This is a genomic window from Nocardioides sp. NBC_00850, assembly GCF_045207335.1.
Classification (GTDB): Bacteria; Actinomycetota; Actinomycetes; order Propionibacteriales; family Nocardioidaceae; genus Nocardioides.
This window is the reverse complement of the sequence record NZ_CP108845.1, coordinates 652,882-669,539: the sequence shown is the minus strand read 5'-3', so window position 1 is coordinate 669,539 and position 16,658 is coordinate 652,882. Positions and strand designations below refer to the sequence as shown.

The window sequence follows — 16,658 nt, the reverse complement described above, 5'->3', positions numbered from 1 at the left end:
TCGGCGGCGAAGCGTTTCAGGTCGTGGCAGGCTTGCCGCATGACGACGCCAGAGCCGCTTGCCCTGCCCGAGACCGAAGCCGCGGAGAGCTGGGTCAAGGAGCGTACGTCCGCGACGCTGACCCACGTGCGGGAGCTGGCCGAGCAGCTGCGGACCGCGCCGCCGAGCGAGGCGATCGAGGTGCTGAAGGCTTGGGACGAGCTGTCCCTGGAGCTCGGCTCGCTCGGCGGCCTGGCCGGACTGCTCGCCAACGTGCACCCCGTCGAGACGGTCCGTACGGCGTGCGAGGACACCGAGGTCGAGGTCGACCGGCTGCGCACCGAGCTCACCCAGGACCAGGCGCTCTACCGCGTCTTCGCGGACCTCCCGGCCGACCAGACGGACTCGCTCGACCCGCTGGCCAAGCGGCTCCTGGAGAAGACGCTGCAGGACTTCACCCGCGCGGGCGTCGACCGTGACGACGCCACCCGGGCCCGGCTCACCGAGATCAACGAACGGCTCACCGAGCTCAACCTCGAGTTCGCCCGGGTGACCCGGGACGACGTACGCATCACCCTGGCCACGCCCGAGCAGCTGGACGGGATGCCGGCCGACTGGCTGGAGGCGCACCCGGTCAACGACAAGGGACTCGTCGAGATCACCACCGACTACCCCGACGCGCTTCCCGCCCGGATGTTCGTGAAGGATCCCGCGATCCGTCGCGCCGTCACCGTGGCCGGGCTCGAGCGCGGCTGGCCGCACAACGAAGCGGTCCTGAAGGAGATGTTCGCGCTGCGTCACGAGCTGGCCAACCTGGTCGGCTACGAGGACTGGCCGGCCTTCGACGCCGCGGTGAAGATGATCGGTGAGGGACCGGCGATCCCGGAGTTCATCGACAAGATCGCCGGCGCCGCCGAGGGGCGGATGAAGCGCGACCTCGAGGTGCTCCTCGATCGCTACGACCGCGACGTCCCCGGCGCCAGCGCGGTCTCCGCTGCCGACGCTCTCTACTACGAGGAGCTGGTGCGGCAGGAGAAGTACGACGTCGACAGCCAGGTGGTGCGTACGTTCTTCGACTTCGCGAAGGTGCACCAGGGCCTGCTGGACGTCACCGGCCGGCTCTTCGGACTGCGCTACGAACCGGTCTCCGACGTCGTCACCTGGCACGAGGACGTGAGCATCTTCGACGTCTATCAGCAGGACGGCGACGAGCCCCTCGGCCGGATCTATCTCGACCTCCACCCACGCGAGGGCAAGTACAAGCACGCCGCGCAGTTCGACCTCGCCCCCGGCGTGAAGGGCCGCCAGCTCCCCGCGGGCGTGCTGGTCTGCAACTTCTCCCGCGGCCTGATGGAGCACGACCACGTGGTGACCCTCTTCCACGAGTTCGGCCACCTGATCCACCACGTGCTCGGCGGCCAGGGCGAGTGGGCGCGCTTCTCCGGGGTCGCGACGGAGTGGGACTTCGTCGAGGCGCCGAGTCAGATGCTCGAAGAGTGGGCCTGGGACGCCGACGTACTCCAGACCTTCGCCACCAACGCGGCCGGCGAGCCGATCCCGGCCGACCTGGTCGCGCGGATGCGGGCCGCGGACGACTTCGGCAAGGGCTACCACGCCCGGCAGCAGATGTTCTATGCCGCGATCTCCTACTGGTTCCACAAGGAGCAGCCCGACGACCTGACCAAGCGGCTCGAGGAGCTCCAAGCGGCCTACTCTCCCTATCCCTATATCGAAGGAACCCACTTCTTCGCCAACTTCGGCCACCTGGGCGGCTACTCCTCGGCCTACTACACCTACATGTGGTCGCTGGTCATCGCGAAGGACCTGTTCAGCGCCTTCGACCGTGCCAACCTGTTCGACCCCGAGGTGGCGGGCCGCTACCGCGATCTGGTGCTCGCCCGCGGCGGCGAGAAGGACGCCGCCGACCTGGTTGCCGACTTCCTCGGCCGGCCCTACTCCTTCGATGCGTACGCGGCCTGGTTGGTCTCTTAGGGCACGTTTCAAGCCAGTGGTTACAGCAGGCGCCAGATTGTAAATCATTTCCCGATTTGCGTCCGCTGGAGCGCCAAACTTGCTTCACGGCTCCAACTGGACGAACGTCTCTAAGAGCAGGGGTGCCTGTTGCGCGCATCACTCGGGCTGCACGTCGATCTCAGGCACCTCCTCCGAAAACCCTATTGAGGGGAGAGACAAATGGATGCCGTGAAGGACATCGACTGGGTGGGTCTCGGTGGCAAAGTGGCCGCCGCGATCGTCATCCTCCTGGTCACCTGGATCATCGCGAAGATCGTCGCTTGGGCGTTCGCGAAGCTGACCTCCAAGATCCCGCTGCTCCAGAAGGCTGGAAGCGACGGGGACAGCATCGGCAAGAGCCTCGGTTCCGTGGCCGCGCTATTGGTGTGGCTCTTCGGTCTGATCGCGCTGCTCGACCTGTTCGAGCTCAGCCCTGTGCTGGACCCGATCAAGAGTCTGCTCGACGGCGTGCTGGGCTTCCTGCCCAACGTGATCGGAGCGGTCTTCGTCTTCATCATCGGTGCGCTCGTCGCCAAGGTCGTCCGCCAGCTCGTCGAGACCGCACTCGGTGCGGTTCCGTTCGACAAGTGGATCGGCAGTGGCAGCAAGCTCTCCGGCCAGGTTGACAAGACGGTGGGCGTGGACGCCACCGCAGACCCGTACGACGCGTCGGCTCCGCCCTCGAATACGGCCGCGCAGATCATCAAGGTCATCGGTCTCGTGCTCTACGCGATCATCATGATCGTGGTGGCCATCGCCGCTCTGCAGATTCTCGGGATCAGCTCGATCTCGCGGCCTGCCGAGCTCATGCTCGCCATGATCCTGGCCGCGATCCCGAAGATCATCGCTGCCGCGATCCTGCTCGGCATCGGGGTGGTCATCGCCCGCTTCGCCGCCGACATCCTCGGTCAGCTCATCGACGGGCTCGGCTTCGACCGGGCCCTCCACTCCATGGACGTGCTGCCGCAGGGGCAGAGCGCGACCCCGATCGTCACCAAGGTGATCCAGATCGGCATCGTGCTCTTCTTCGCCGTGATGGCGGCGCAGATGCTGGAGTTCCCGCAGATCACCGCGTTCATCGCCGAGGTTCTCGAGCTCGGTGGCCGGGTCGTCTTCGGTGGTGCGATCATCGCTGCCGGTGTCCTGATCGCCTCGGTGCTCGCGAAGATCGTCCCGGGATCGGTGTCGCAGATCCTGAAGTACGCCACGATCGTGCTCTTCGTCGCGATCGGGCTGAGCTTCATGGGGCTTGCCGACTCGATCATCAACCTCGGCTTCGGTGCCGTGGTCGTCGGTGGTGCCGCTGCTGCGGCGCTCGCGTTCGGACTCGGCGGTCGCGACGCTGCCGCCCGGCAGCTGGAGCGGCTCCAGGCCGAGAGTGGCGCGCGTTCTGCTGCTACGCCGACCGTTCAGAACCCGACGCCGCCGCAGACGCCCGGCGTCTGATCGCACTCACGACCCTCAGGGTCTGACTCAGGGAGCCCCCGGATCTTCGGGGGCTCCCTTGCTTTTGACTTGAATCGGTCTGATCTCCAGCGTAAGATCACGATATATCGCGAAGGAACGCGATCTAGTCTTCCGAAAGTTGGAGAGAAACCTGATGACGTACAACAACAGCAACCCTTGGGGTGAGTGGATCGACCAGATGGGTCGAGAGTTCGGCAAGGGCGGCCCGCGCCGCTCCCATGGCTGGCAGGGCGGTCCCGGTTGGGGCGGACCTGGCGGTCCCGGTTGGCAGGGCGGCCACCACGGTCGCGGTCGTGGACCGGCTGGTCCGCCGCCGTGGATCGCGGCGCTGCTCGGCTTCGAGAACCAGCCCCCGCAGCGGCCCGGTCCCCGGGTCCGTCGTGGTGACGTACGCTCCGCGATCATCTACGTGATGGCCGAAGCGGCAGAGCAGGCCCAGGTGATCAACGGCTACCAGGTGATCCAGCAGATCTCCGAGCGCAGCTCGGGTGAGTGGCGGCCGAGCCCCGGCTCGGTCTACCCGACCATCCAGCAGCTCGAGGACGAGGGTCTCGTGGAGTCCGACGACGAGCACGGCCGCCGGGCGATCCGGCTGACCGAGGCCGGCAAGACCTACGCCACCGAGCACGCCGACGAGCTGGCAGCCGTCTGGACGCCGTTCGACAAGGCCGTCGACGACGCCCGCGGCCAGGGTCGCGGCGGCCGTGGTGGTCCCGGTGGTCTGGGTGACCTGGCCGGCTTCGGAGTCCTCGGCGGCGAGCTCGCCCAGGTCCTCCCGGCCGTGTGGCAGCTCGCCACCTCCGGCACCGACGCCCAGCGCCAGGCCGCCGCCGACGTCCTCGCCGACACCCGGCGCAAGCTCTACGGCATCCTCGCGGCCGGCGACGACGAACACACCGTCACCGCCGAGCAGATCGACGAGGTCGAGGAGTCCGAGGACGGCGAGCCCGGCCCCGACCCGAAGCCCTGATGCCCGCCAACGACAGGTGCCCCACGCTCTCGAGTGTGGGGCACCTGCTCATGTGAGGGGTGGGTCAGAGGGCGTCGAGGTGGCTGGCGAGGTGGCGGTGTCCGACGGCCTCGTAGCCGACGATGGTGACGACTGGCGCGAGGGCGACGACGACGAGGCACCAGGCCACCGGCACGCCCGCGATCGCCATCGCGACGCTCGCGACGAGCACGGCCACGGTGAGGGCGACCAGGAGGATGTGGAACGGGTCGATGACGTGCATGAACATGTTGTAGAGGAGATAGAGGACCAGGGCGTACACGCCGACGGGGAGCGCGACGGAGATGACCGTGCCGACCTCGCCGAGCTTGGAGTGGTGCTCGAGCAGGTAGGCGGCGACGTGCAGGCCGGCTCCGGTGGCCGCGATCGCGGCGAAGAGCAGGATGTGGCCGTAGCCCCACAGGAACGAGCGGTCACGTCGCCGCTCGAGCATGGTGGCCCAGGGGATCGTGAAGTAGGTCCACCACTGGCCGAAGGTCAGGCCGATACCGGCGGCGAGCAGCAGGATCGCGTCGAGGCTCCACCCCAGCTCGGGCTCGTGGACGATCGCGGACATCACCGCGACGGTGCCGATCACACCCTCGCCGAGGGTGATGATCGTCAGCAGGCCGTAGCGCTCGGCGATGTGGTCGGCGTGCCAGGGAGTGCCGCCGAAGTGGCGTTCGGCGATGAACGGCCCGACGAGCTCGATCACCAGGGGCACCATCATCGCGGCGAACGCCGCCGCCACGTCGAGCGGCAGGATGGCGATGACGCACCAGAGCACCTGCGAACCGAGAACGGAGACGAGGTAGACCCGGTGTGCCCCGCGCCGGCCCGGGTCCTGGCGCCAGGCGCGCAGCCACTGGCCACAGAGCGCGACCCGCATCACGACGTACCCGGCGATCATGATCTCGTTGTGGAGCTGGTCGCCCTCGTGGACGCTCTCGAACATCTCCGGCAGGCCGAGGGCCATGATGATCACGCCGACCATCTGCACCATCGTGAGCAGCCGGAACGCCCAGTCGTCGGTGTCGTACGCCGAGGCCATCCAGGAGTAGTTGATCCACGCCCAGCAGATCGCGAACGAGGCGAAGCAGAAGGCCACGACCCCCGCCGCGACGTGGCCCTCCGCGAGCTGGTGGGCCAGCTCGTTGCCGCTCATGCCGAAGGCCACGACGAAGGTGAGGTCGAAGAGCAGCTCCAAGGGAGTCGCGGCCCGATGCTCCTCGTGCGGGTCGCGTCCGGTCATCTGGCGCAGGCGGCTGGTTGCGTTCACGTGGTGAGGATAGGACGTCGGGCGTACGTTTCCTGACATGAGCGAAATCCTGATCAAGGTGCGCGGGTCGCACAGTGTCGAGGTGGCGCCGGAGCGAGGGGTGGTGTCCGCCGAGATCCGGTTCGACGGTCCCGCGCCGGAGCCGGTGATGGAGCAGCTGCGGCGTGGGCTGCACGGCGTGCGTACGGAGCTCGAGCGGCTCGAGCAGGAGGGCGCGATCAAGAGGCTCGTCATCCAGCGGGCGCGCACCTCGGCCGAGCGGCCCTGGCACAAGGACGGTAAGCAGCTGCCGCTGGTGCACCGTGCCACGGTCGGTCTCTGGGCGGAGTTCGTCGACTTCAAGGCGCTGGCGACATGGGTCGGCCGCGCCGCGGGCAATGAGGGTCTCCGGGTCGACCACGTCTCGTGGCAGCTGACCAAGGAGAGCCGGCTGAAGGTCGAGCGTGACGTACGCCAGGAGGCAGTGCGCCAGGCCAAGGTGCGCGCGCAGGACTACGCCGACGCGCTCGACCTCGGCCCGGTCGCGGTCCGGAGCATCAACGACGTCGGCGTCAGCCGCGAGGTGACGTACGCGTCGGCGATGGACATGGAGATGGCCCCCGCCGCAGCCCGGAAGTCGGGCTCGGGCGCACCCGATCTGGCCTTCGATCCCGACGACATCTCGGTCTACGCCGAGGTCGAAGCAGCCTTCACCGTCGGAGCGAAGTAGGGCTCATTTCGCGACGGCGTCGAGGTGGGCGTCGAGACGCTCGGGGGAGAGCAGGTGGTTGATGACCACCGCGGCACAGCCGACCATGCCGGTGGAGTCGGCGTGGGTGGAGGGGACGAAGGTCAGGTCGCGGGTGGCCAGGGCGGTCGAGCGCGAGTAGACGGTCTCGCGTACGCCCGCGGTGTAGAGGTCGAAGGCACCCGCCATGTCGCCACCGATGACGACCACCTCGGGGTTGAGCAGGTTGATCGCGATCGCCAGCACCTCGCCGAGCTGGCGACCGGCCTCGCGCAGCAGGCCGCGGGCGATGGCGTCGCCGGCGAGCGCGGCGGCGACCAGGTCGCGGATGTGTCCGGCGGAGACGCCGGAGTCGACCAGGCCCTGGGTCAGCGCCCAGCCGGCCGCGACCGTCTCCAGGCACCCGGTTGCCCCGCACCGGCAGGGGCGCTCGCCGGCGGACTCGACCCGGGTGTGCCCGATCTCGCCGACGGCACCGGCGTGGCCGCGCAGCACCCGGCCGTCGGCGATGACCGCCAGACCGAGGCCGGTCGACGCCTTCACGACGAGTGCGTCACGCGGGTGCAGCCCGCTGCCGAAGAGCTCGGCCGTGGCCAGGGCGTCGGTGTCGTTGACGAGAACAAGCGGTCCGTCGGTGAGCCGGTCGAAGTAGGGGTCGAGCGCGACGCCGTCCCAGCCCCGCATCACCGGTGAGTCGACCGAGACCAGGCGGACGGGGTCGACGACGCCGGGCAGGCTCATCCCGACCCCGAGCACCGGCGGCTCGATGCCATCGAGGAGCCGCTCGAGCCGGTCGGTCACGTCGGGCATGAGGTCGTCGGCGGCGATCCCGACCTCGTGGTCCCGGGTGTCGCCGGCGAGCTCGCGGCCGTCGAGGTCGAAGACGGCGAGCTGGCTTCGTGAGCGCCCGATCGCCACCGCCAGCACCACCCCGGCGTCCGCGTTGAAGGTCAGCGAGCCCGGCGGGCGGCCACCGGTGGAGGCGAGCTCCTCCCCGGTGAGGATCAGTCCGGCGTCGACGAGAGCCGAGACCCGGGAGACCACAGCCGTACGCGACAGACCGGTCGTCTTCTGCAGATCGCTGCGGGTCAGGGCGCGTCCGGAGCGCACCAGAGCGAGGACGTCGGCGGCGGTTGTCATCTCGGGCATGGGGTGAAGCGTACGCCCCTTATGTCTTTCGTGTACCAAAGATTTACTTGTATCGATCCAAAGATCGTGTCAAGGTGTGCGAAAGCACACTGCCTTTTGGAGGACCCGTGACTGCCGTATCCCCCACCGTCGCTGACGTCACCGCGCGTCTCATCGAGCGTTCCGCAGCCACGCGGGCCGACTACCTGGCCCGCATCGCCTCCGCCCGCGCGACCGGGCCTGCCCGCGGCCGGCTCGCGTGCAGCAACCTGGCCCACGGCTTCGCAGCCTCCACCGCGCCGACGAAGGCCGAGCTCAAGGTGGTCACCCCCGCCGCGAAGCCCAACGTCGCGATCGTGACCTCCTACAACGACATGCTCTCGGCGCACGCGCCCTACGAGACCTACCCGCCTCTCCTCAAGGCCGCGGTGATGCGGGCCGGCGGGCTGGCGCAGGTCGCCGGCGGCGTACCCGCGATGTGCGACGGCATCACCCAGGGTCGCGACGGGATGCAGGTCTCCCTCTTCTCCCGCGACGTGATCGCGATGTCGGCCGGGATCGCCCTCTCGCACGACATGTTCGACGCCGCGCTGATGCTCGGCGTGTGCGACAAGATCGTGCCCGGCCTGCTGATCGGGGCCCTCTCGTTCGGTCACCTGCCGACCGTCTTCGTGCCGGCCGGCCCGATGTCCTCGGGGCTCCCCAACAAGGAGAAGGCCCGCGTCCGACAGCGGTACGCAGCAGGCGAGGCCACGCGGGAAGAGCTGCTCGAGGCCGAGGCCGCCAGCTACCACTCCCGCGGCACCTGCACCTTCTACGGCACCGCCAACTCCAACCAGCTGCTGATGGAGGTGCTCGGCCTGCACCTGCCGGGCTCCTCGTTCGCCTCGCCGGACACCCTGCTGCGGGCCGCGCTCAACCGCGCCGCCGCCGCCCGTGCCACCGAGCTGGCGCTCACCGGCGGTCCGGGCGTGGGCGAGATGATCGACGAGAAGTCGATCATCAACGCGTGTGTCGCCCTCCTCGCCTCCGGCGGGAGCACCAACCACACCCTTCACCTGGTCGCGATCGCCCGCGCCGCCGGGATCCAGCTGACCTGGGCCGACATCTCCGACCTGTCGCCGGTGGTCCCGTCGATCAGCCGGATGTACCCCAACGGCTCCGCCGACGTGAACCACTTCCACGCGGCCGGCGGCGTCAGCTTCCTGGTCCGCACGCTGCTCGAGGCCGGGCTGCTCCACGAGGACGTGACCACGATCCTGGGCCCGGGCCTGTCGGCCTACACCCAGGAGTCGCGGCTCACCCGCGACGGCGAGATCGAGTTCGTCGAGGGCGCCCCGATCTCAGGCGACCTCGACGTGCTGCGCCCGGCCGACGACCCGTTCTCACCCGACGGTGGCCTGCGGGTGCTCACCGGCGAGCTCGGCACCGCCGTCATCAAGACCTCGGCGGTCGCGCCCGAGCACCAGGTGGTCTCCGCCCCCGCGATCGTCTTCGACGACCAGGCCGACTTCCTCACCGCCTTCTCCGAGAAGCGCCTCGACGGTCGTGACTTCGTCGCGGTGCTGCGCTACCAGGGCCCCGCGGCCAACGGCATGCCCGAGCTGCACAAGCTCACCCCGGCGCTCGGGGTGATGCAGGATCGCGGCCAGCACGTCGCCATCGTCACCGACGGCCGGATGTCCGGTGCGTCGGGGAAGGTGCCCGCGGCCATCCACCTCACTCCCGAGGCCGCGCTCGGCGGTCCGCTCGCCCGCGTGCAGGACGGCGACCTGATCACCGTCGACGCCGTCGCCGGCACCCTGAGCATCGGGGTCGACGCCGACGAGTTCGCGCACCGTCCCACCACCGGTCGGGCACCGCTCGACGCCGAGTGGCGCGGCACCGGCCGAGAGCTCTTCTCCGCCTTCCGTGCCACCGTCGGCTCCGCCGACACCGGCGCGTCCGTCTTCCAGTTCGCCTCGCCCCAGGAGACCCCCGTTCATGTCTGACCTCACCTCCGCCCACCTGCTCGACCTCTCCCCGGTGATCCCGGTCGTCGTCGTCGACTCCGTCGACCAGGCGGTGCCCGTGGCCCGCGCTCTCGCCGAGGGTGGCGTGCCCGTGGTCGAGCTGACCCTGCGTACGCCGGTGGCGCTCGACGCGATCCGGGCCATCGCCGAGGAGGTGCCGGAGGTCCTGATCGGCGCCGGCACCGTGACCACTCCCATGCTCGCGAAGGAGGCCGCCGCGGCCGGGGCCCAGTTCCTGGTCTCGCCGGGTGCCACCCCGACGCTGCTCGGCGCGATGCGCGACACCGGCCTGCCGTTCCTGCCCGGCACCGCCACCGTCTCCGAGGCCCTCGCGGTGCTCGAGACCGGTCACACCGCGATGAAGTTCTTCCCGGCCGAGGCCTCCGGTGGTGCCAAGTACCTGGGCTCGCTGCCGTCCGTGCTCCCCGACGCACGCTTCTGCCCCACCGGCGGCATCACGCTCGCCACCGCGCCCAGCTACCTCGGCCTCGCCAACGTCGGCTGCGTCGGCGGTTCCTGGCTCACCCCCGCCGACGCGCTCGCCTCCGGCGACTGGGACCGCGTCACCGCGCTCGCAGCCGCCACCGCCGCTCTCCGCTGACCTCGCCGGGTGGGCGAGGTCAGCGGTAGAGCAGGTACTGGCGACGGGTCGAGTCGAAGGCGGCGAGCTCGTCTCGCCAGGCCGCCTCGACCTCGTCGCCGGTGGCGCCCGCGTCGATCTGCGTACGCAGCCTCGTCGATCCGGTGAGCTTGTCGATCCAGAACGGCCGGGCGGTGTCCCAGGAGTCCTGGCGCCAGGCGAACTCCGGGTAGAGGGCCTTGGCGGTGACCAGCATCTCGACGCCGGTGCGGACGGGGTCGAAGCGGTCGCGGTCCTGGATCGTGACCTGCACTCCGCCGCAGACCTGGCCGGCGAACTTGTTGACCGAGGGGTTGAAGTACGCCTCCCGGAACGTCACGCCCGGAAGGTTCGCCTCCTCGAGCGCCGCGGCCCAGCGGTGGTCGACGAACGGCGCCCCGATCAGCTCGAACGGCTTGGTGGTGCCTCGCCCCTCGGAGAGGTTGGTGCCCTCGAACATGCAGGTGCCGGGGTAGGCCAGCGCGGTGTCGGGGGTCGGCATGTTGGGGCTCGGCAGGACGAAGTCGAGCCCGGTGTCGGCGTACAACGTCCTTCTCCGCCATCCGGAGACCTGGACGACGTCGAGCTGCGCCAGCCGCCCGCCGGCGTGCTCCTCGAGGAACTCGCCGTCGAAGAACCGGGCCAGCTCGCCGACCGACATCCCGTGCTGCTGGACGATCTCGCGGGCGCCGACGCCCGAGGTGTACGCCGCGGTCATCATCGGTCCGCGGGCGGTCCCGCCCACGGGGTTGGGGCGGTCGAGGACCACGAAGCGCTTGTCGGTCGCGACGGCCGCCTGCATCGCCGTCCACATCGTCCAGATGTAGGTGTAGAACCGGGAGCCGACGTCCTGGATGTCGAAGACGACGGTCTCGACGTCGGCGGTCGTGAACAGCTCGGTCATCTTCGCCACGTTGGCGCCGTAGGCGTCATAGACGGTCAGCCCGGTGCGCTCGTCGACGAAGGTGCCCTCCGAGCCGCCCGCCTGGGCCGTGCCGCGGAAGCCGTGCTCCGGTCCGAAGACACCGGCGATCTCGACCGCCCCCGACTCGTGCATCTCGTCGACGATGTTGCGCAGGTTGCGGAGCACGCCGGTGGGGTTGGTGATGACGCCGACCCGGTCGCCCGAGAGCACCGACCAGCCGTCGCCGGCGGCTCGCTCGGCGCCGGTCCTGACCGCCTCGCCACCGCCCAGCGGTGAGACCTGCTCGGTCGAGGCTCCCGCCGAACCGGTGAGAAGCGGCGCTGCCACGGCGCCGGCTGCGGCAGCGCCGAGCAGACGGCGCCGGTCGATCCTGGGGACTTCAGTGCTCATGGGGGCGCTCCTGTGCCGAGGGGTGCGGATCACCTTGCAGGCTAGCCCTGACGGCGTCGCTCGGCAGGCGAATTCCTGGCGGCGACCGCCCTAGCCGCCGTTGGACTGCCGGATGCCCTTGGCCAGCGCGTCGAAGCTGTAGATGAAGCCGCCCGCGTCGCCGGAGACGGTGACGTACGCCTTCTTGGTCCCGGGTCGGATCGCGATGTTGGTCGCTGAGGTGAGCCCGGCCCGGTCGGCGGCCGGGACCCGGACGGTCGCGAGCGGCCGGCCGTGCCGGGAGAAGACGCGGATGACCGGCTCGCCGTGGGTGGCCTGGTAGATGTTGCCGGCCGCGTCGACGGCGTTGGAGTCGGTCTCGGTCTCAGCGGGGCCGTCGTCGACCTCGGCGACGGTCCGGGTGGCGACGACCGAGGTGCGCGACCGGTCGAGGGCCAGATAGCTGATCCGGTTCTCCCACAGGGTGCTCACGTAGAGCCCGCGGTAGCGGCGGTCGAAGGAGATGCCGTTCGGGGCGGCGAGCTCGTCGGCCAGCACGGTCGCGCTCGAGCCGTCGGCGGCGATGCGTACGACCCTGCCCACCGGCTCCTTGGCCGGGTCGAGGTAGCCGGTCAGGTCGGTGACGTACATGTTGCCCTCGGGGTCGAAGGTCAGGTCGTCGGGATTCATCGGGCTGCCCTCGACCGCACCGGCGAAGACCGTGCGCGGGTCGCTGCCGTCCGCTGCGACGCTGCGGATCGTGCCCTGGTAGTCGGTCAGGTAGAGCCGGCCGTCGACGGGACTCCATTGCGCTGACGTGTAGGCCCCGGCCTCGTCGGTGAAGAAGCCGGAGACCTCCCGCGAGGCAGCGTCGAGCCGCAGCACCTTCGGCGCCGGCGAGGAGGCCACCACGTCGACGAAGTAGAGGTCGCCGTCGGCGCCGAACGTCGGGCCCTCGAGCAGGGTCATGTTGAGCCCGGGGTGCGGGCTGGTCGCCCTGACCACCTGCTCGGCGATGATCTCCCGCGGCCACTGCGGGTGCGCCACCGCGCCGGAGGGACCGACCAGCGCGCCGGCGACCAGTGCACCCGCGAGCGCGACAGCAGGGACGGACGTACGTCGGTTCATCTCATTCTCCTAGGGGGAAGGTCGACGAGGACCTCGTCGATGGATGTGCGGCGCCACTCCTCGAGCAGCCGGTGGAACGCGACCGGCCCCGGGCCGTAGGAGATCTTCATCTCGGCGGGCTGGCCCTCGCTGTTGTAGTAGCCGGGCGTGCACGTGCGCAGGAAGTCGAGGTTGTCGTTGGCCGACTCCTCGACGACCCGCGCCCAGGCCTCGGTGGCCTCGCGCGACGGTTCGACATAGGCCGCCCCGCGCGAGCGCGCGGCGGCGACGACCAGGCCGATGTGGCGCGCCTGCTCGCTGAGGATGTGGGAGTAGTTGACCGAGTTGGCGTTCTGGAACAGCGAGAGCTGGAAGAGGTTCGGGAAGCCATGGCTGTAGAAGCCGTGCAGCGTACGGAACCCGCTCATCAGCGACTCGAAGTAGCTGGTCCCGCCGCGACCGTGGACCATCAGCGACCCGGAGAGAAGACCGGAGATGCCGGTCTCGAAGCCGGTCGCGAAGATGACGCAGTCGACCTCGTACTCCCGGTCGCCGACGACGATCCCGGTCTCGATCATCCGGGTGATGCCGTGGGTGTCGGCGGTGTCGACCAGCGTCACGCTCGGTCGGTTGAACGCCTCCAGGTAGTCGTCGCTGAAGCCCGGCCGCTTGCACTGGTAGCGGTAGAAGGGCTTGAGCGCCTCCGCCGTCTCCTGGTCGCGGACGGTGGCAGCGACCCGGTCGCGGAGCCGGTTCATGGTCGCCAGGTCGAGGATCTCCTCGGCCAGCTCGCGCTCCGCGGGGTCGCCGGAGCGGTCGATCCGTCCGGTGATCATCTTCCGCTGCAGCCCGGCGTTGGCGGTCCACGAGTCCTGGACGACGTCCTCGGCGACGGGTTCCCCAGCCATGATCGCCAGGAAGTTGTCCATCCGCCGCTTCTGCCACCCGGGCGTCAGCGAGGCGGCCCATTCGGGGTCGGTCGGCCGGTTGTCGCGCACGTCGACGGTCGCCGGCGTCCGCTGGAAGACGTATGTCCGGGCAGCATGCTCCGCGACCATCGGCACCACCTGGATCCCGGTGGCCCCGGTCCCGACCACCGCGACCCGCTTGTCCGCGAGCCCGACCAGCCCACCGGACGCGTCGCCGCCGGTGTAGCCGTAGTCCCACCGGCTGGTGTGGAACGCCCGCCCGCGGAAGCCCTCGATCCCCTCGATCCCCGGCAGCTTGGCCAGCGACAGCGAACCCGAGGAGACGACGACATAGGTCGCCGTGAACGCGTCGTCACGGTCGGTTCCGACGTGCCACCTGGCGCCGTCCTCGTCCCAGCGCAGCTCGGTCGCCGAGGTGTGGAAGGCGGCGTCGCGGTAGAGGTCGAACCTCTCCGCGAGCGCGACCATGTGCCGGCGGATCTCCTCGCCGGGCGCGTAGCGCCAGCGCGCGGGACGTACCCGACCTCCTCCAGCATCGGCATGTAGAGGTAGGACTCGATGTCGCAGTGGACGCCGGGGTAGCGATTCCAGTACCAGGTGCCGCCGACGTCGCCGCCGTCGTCGATCAGCCGGATCCGCTCGAGGCCCGCCTGGCGCAGCCGGATCGCGGTCTGCAGCCCGCCGAGCCCTGCGCCGATGACGAGGGCGTCGACGTGGTCGGTGAGGGGTGGCCGCTCGACACGTTCGGTGAACGGGTCGAGCGGGGCGGCGGTGGGATCGGACACGAGCCGGCGGTACTGGCCGAGACCGTCCGGCCGCACTCTGCGCTCGCGCTCCTGGGTGTACTTGGCCCGGGCGGCGGCGAGCTCCGTGGCCGTGATCGGTGGGTGTGATCCGGGCATGCCATCACCCGAGTGGGGGGAAGTCACGGGCGGAAACTAGCAGCGTACGAACCGTCCGCGGAGGCGAATCGGACTCGGCTGCGACCGTTCGTCCCGGCAGATCGACCGTTCGTCGTCGTGTCGGTCGAATTGGGCTGGACACGACCCCTGAATGTGACCAAGGTCACAGGTCGTCCAACCCCACTTCGACAGATCTCGGAGGTGACCCATGCCGTCCTCGTCCAAGGGCTCGTGGATCCTTGTCGGGGTCCTCCTGTTCGCGGCAGCAGCGCCGTCACTCGCGGTGCCGCTGTACGCGAAGGAGGACCCGACGTTCGCCGGATTCCCGTTCTACTTCTGGTTCCAGCTCGTCCTCATCCCCTGTTCGGTCCTGTTCACGACCATCGCCTACTTCGTCGCCAAGGCCGCGTTCCGGCGTGACCGTGCCGCCGCCGGGCGTCCGTGGAAGGAGGGTGGCCAGTGAGCGCGGTAGCAGTCTCCGTCTTCGCCTTCCTCTTCCTGCTGGTCACGATCCTCGGCTTCTCCGCCGCGCGCTGGCGCCGGGCGAAGTCGATGGACAACCTCGACGAGTGGGGTCTGGGTGGCCGTGGCTTCGGTACGTTCGTGGCCTGGTTCCTCATCGGAGGCGACCTCTACACGGCGTACACCTTCATCGCGGTGCCCGCGACGCTGTTCGCCGGCTCGGCGGTCGGGTTCTTCGCGGTGCCCTACACGATCCTCGTCTACCCGCTGATCTTCGCGTTCCTGCCGAAGCTGTGGTCGGTCTCGCACGAGCACGGGTACGTCACCCCGGCCGACTTCGTCGTCGGCCGCTACGGGTCCAGGTCCCTGGGTCTGGCCGTCGCGGTCACCGGCCTGCTGGCCACGATGCCCTACATCGCGCTGCAGCTGGTGGGCATGGAGGTCGTGCTCGAGGTCATGGGTCTGCAGAGCGACTCCTCGAACTGGTTCATCCGTGACCTGCCGCTCTTCATCGCGTTCGCGGTGCTGGCCGCCTACACGTACTCCTCCGGGCTGCGGGCGCCGGCGCTGATCGCGTTCGTGAAGGACTCGCTGATCTACATCGTGATCATCGTGGCGATCATCTACATCCCGTCGCAGCTCGGTGGCTGGGGCAACATCTTCGAGACTGTGCAGAACAGCTTCGACACGTTCAACACCGAGAACGCCGACGCGATCGCCGCCGGCGACGCCGCCCCGAAGGCGCTGTTCCCGACGCAGGCGGCCGGCCAGTGGGCCTACGCCTCCCTGGCCCTCGGATCGGCGCTGGCGCTGTTCATGTACCCGCACTCGATCACCGGCGTCCTCTCCACCCGAAGCCGCAACGTGATCCGCCGCAACGCCTCGCTGCTGCCGGCGTACTCGTTCCTGCTGGGGCTCCTGGCGCTGCTCGGGTTCGTGGCCCTCGCGGCCGGGGTGATGGTCGGCGACCCGCCGAACCCGCAGCTGGCGATCCCGCAGCTCTTCGAGGACCAGTTCCCGGCGTGGTTCGCGGGTGTCGCGTACGCGGCCGTCATCATCGGTGCGCTGGTGCCGGCGGCGATCATGTCGATCGCGGCCGCCAACCTGTGGACGCGCAACATCTACAAGGCGTACCTGAAGCCCGACGCGACCCCGCAGGACGAGGCCAAGCAGGCCAAGATCGTGTCCCTGGTCGTGAAGTTCGGGGCGCTGATCTTCGTGCTGGCGCTCTCGAAGTCGTACGCCATCAACCTGCAGTTGCTCGGCGGTGTCTGGATCCTGCAGACGCTGCCGGCGATCGTCGTCGGCCTCTACACCCGGTGGTTCCACCGCTGGGCGGTCCTGGCCGGCTGGGCGGTCGGGATGGCGTACGGGACGATCGTCGCGTACGGCGTCTCCTCGCCCACGCAGGAGCACTTCGGAGGACCGTTGGCGCCGTTCCCGGGCACGGAGACGCCGATCTACATCGCGCTCACCGCGTTCCTGCTCAACCTCATCGTGGTCGTCGTCCTGACCCCGATCCTGAGGGCGCTCAACGTGCCGGACGGTGAGGACGCCACCTCGGCTTCGGACTATTCGGTCGACGCCGGCGACGAGGGTGTCGTCGAGGAGCTGAGCTCGACGACGGAGGTGCGCTGAGGGCTACTGACTCGGACACAAAGTCCCGCAAACACGTCTCGGCGACGTGTTTGCGGGACTTCTTCGATATTTCTCCAAGAACTGCAACATCGGCGCATCGACGTACGTAACAAG

13 protein-coding genes and 1 pseudogene are annotated in these 16,658 nt (G+C 69.5%); 8 read left to right on the top strand and 6 right to left on the bottom strand.

Features of this window, described 5'->3' with window-relative positions; all coding sequences use genetic code 11:
• The first annotated feature begins 39 nt into the window (after window positions 1–39).
• The 3 genes from OH802_RS03225 to OH802_RS03215 all read left to right on the top strand — a co-directional run bounded on the left by OH802_RS03225 (window position 40) and on the right by OH802_RS03215 (window position 4,429).
• The gene (locus OH802_RS03225) at window positions 40–1,971 is read left to right on the top strand and encodes a M3 family metallopeptidase (protein ID WP_406025043.1); all 1,932 of its coding nucleotides are present in this window, start codon (window positions 40–42) and stop codon (window positions 1,969–1,971) included.
• A 201-nt stretch (window positions 1,972–2,172) separates the two neighbouring features.
• Window positions 2,173–3,438 (top strand): mechanosensitive ion channel, encoded by a 1,266-nt coding sequence (locus tag OH802_RS03220; RefSeq protein WP_406025041.1) that lies wholly within the window; start codon window positions 2,173–2,175, stop codon window positions 3,436–3,438.
• A gap of 154 nt (window positions 3,439–3,592) precedes the next feature.
• Window positions 3,593–4,429: a PadR family transcriptional regulator gene (locus OH802_RS03215; protein WP_406025039.1), complete on the top strand. Its 837-nt coding sequence runs from the start codon at window positions 3,593–3,595 to the stop codon at window positions 4,427–4,429.
• A 64-nt stretch (window positions 4,430–4,493) separates the two neighbouring features.
• On the opposite strand, the gene OH802_RS03210 is transcribed toward OH802_RS03215, so the two are convergent.
• Window positions 4,494–5,726 carry a low temperature requirement protein A gene (locus OH802_RS03210; RefSeq protein WP_406025037.1) on the bottom strand — a complete coding sequence of 411 codons (1,233 nt, stop codon included), beginning with the start codon at window positions 5,724–5,726 and terminating at the stop codon, window positions 4,494–4,496.
• Between the two features lie 37 nt (window positions 5,727–5,763).
• On the opposite strand from OH802_RS03210, the gene OH802_RS03205 reads away from it, so the two are divergent.
• On the top strand, window positions 5,764–6,435 hold the full coding sequence (locus OH802_RS03205; protein WP_406025035.1) for an SIMPL domain-containing protein: 672 nt from the start codon (window positions 5,764–5,766) through the stop codon (window positions 6,433–6,435).
• A gap of 3 nt (window positions 6,436–6,438) precedes the next feature.
• Here the strand turns inward: OH802_RS03205 and OH802_RS03200 are convergent, their stop codons facing one another.
• Window positions 6,439–7,602: an ROK family protein gene (locus OH802_RS03200; protein ID WP_406025033.1), complete on the bottom strand. Its 1,164-nt coding sequence runs from the start codon at window positions 7,600–7,602 to the stop codon at window positions 6,439–6,441.
• A 107-nt stretch (window positions 7,603–7,709) separates the two neighbouring features.
• On the opposite strand from OH802_RS03200, the gene edd reads away from it, so the two are divergent.
• Window positions 7,710–9,572 (top strand): phosphogluconate dehydratase, encoded by a 1,863-nt coding sequence (gene edd / locus OH802_RS03195; protein ID WP_406025031.1) that lies wholly within the window; start codon window positions 7,710–7,712, stop codon window positions 9,570–9,572.
• The gene (gene eda, locus OH802_RS03190) at window positions 9,565–10,194 is read left to right on the top strand and encodes a bifunctional 4-hydroxy-2-oxoglutarate aldolase/2-dehydro-3-deoxy-phosphogluconate aldolase (protein ID WP_406025029.1); all 630 of its coding nucleotides are present in this window, start codon (window positions 9,565–9,567) and stop codon (window positions 10,192–10,194) included. The genes edd and eda overlap by 8 nt, the downstream gene beginning before the upstream one ends.
• Window positions 10,195–10,213: 19 nt before the next feature.
• On the opposite strand, the gene OH802_RS03185 is transcribed toward eda, so the two are convergent.
• The 4 genes and pseudogenes from OH802_RS03185 to OH802_RS03170 all read right to left on the bottom strand — a co-directional run.
• Window positions 10,214–11,527 (bottom strand): exo-beta-N-acetylmuramidase NamZ domain-containing protein, encoded by a 1,314-nt coding sequence (locus OH802_RS03185; RefSeq protein WP_406025027.1) that lies wholly within the window; start codon window positions 11,525–11,527, stop codon window positions 10,214–10,216.
• A 90-nt stretch (window positions 11,528–11,617) separates the two neighbouring features.
• Window positions 11,618–12,634 (bottom strand): SMP-30/gluconolactonase/LRE family protein, encoded by a 1,017-nt coding sequence (locus OH802_RS03180; protein ID WP_406025025.1) that lies wholly within the window; start codon window positions 12,632–12,634, stop codon window positions 11,618–11,620.
• The gene (locus tag OH802_RS03175) at window positions 12,631–14,010 is read right to left on the bottom strand and encodes a flavin-containing monooxygenase (protein WP_406025023.1); all 1,380 of its coding nucleotides are present in this window, start codon (window positions 14,008–14,010) and stop codon (window positions 12,631–12,633) included. Before OH802_RS03175 ends, OH802_RS03180 begins: the two co-directional genes overlap by 4 nt.
• A gap of 131 nt (window positions 14,011–14,141) precedes the next feature.
• A pseudogene (locus tag OH802_RS03170) lies at window positions 14,142–14,444 on the bottom strand (FAD-binding protein); the annotation flags it as partial.
• A 208-nt stretch (window positions 14,445–14,652) separates the two neighbouring features.
• Here OH802_RS03170 and OH802_RS03165 point away from each other — a divergent pair.
• On the top strand, window positions 14,653–14,907 hold the full coding sequence (locus tag OH802_RS03165; protein ID WP_350717928.1) for a DUF3311 domain-containing protein: 255 nt from the start codon (window positions 14,653–14,655) through the stop codon (window positions 14,905–14,907).
• Window positions 14,904–16,544, top strand: coding sequence for a monocarboxylate uptake permease MctP (mctP, locus tag OH802_RS03160; protein ID WP_406025021.1), 1,641 nt, complete (start codon window positions 14,904–14,906; stop codon window positions 16,542–16,544). Before OH802_RS03165 ends, mctP begins: the two co-directional genes overlap by 4 nt.
• The last annotated feature ends 114 nt before the right edge of the window (window positions 16,545–16,658 follow it).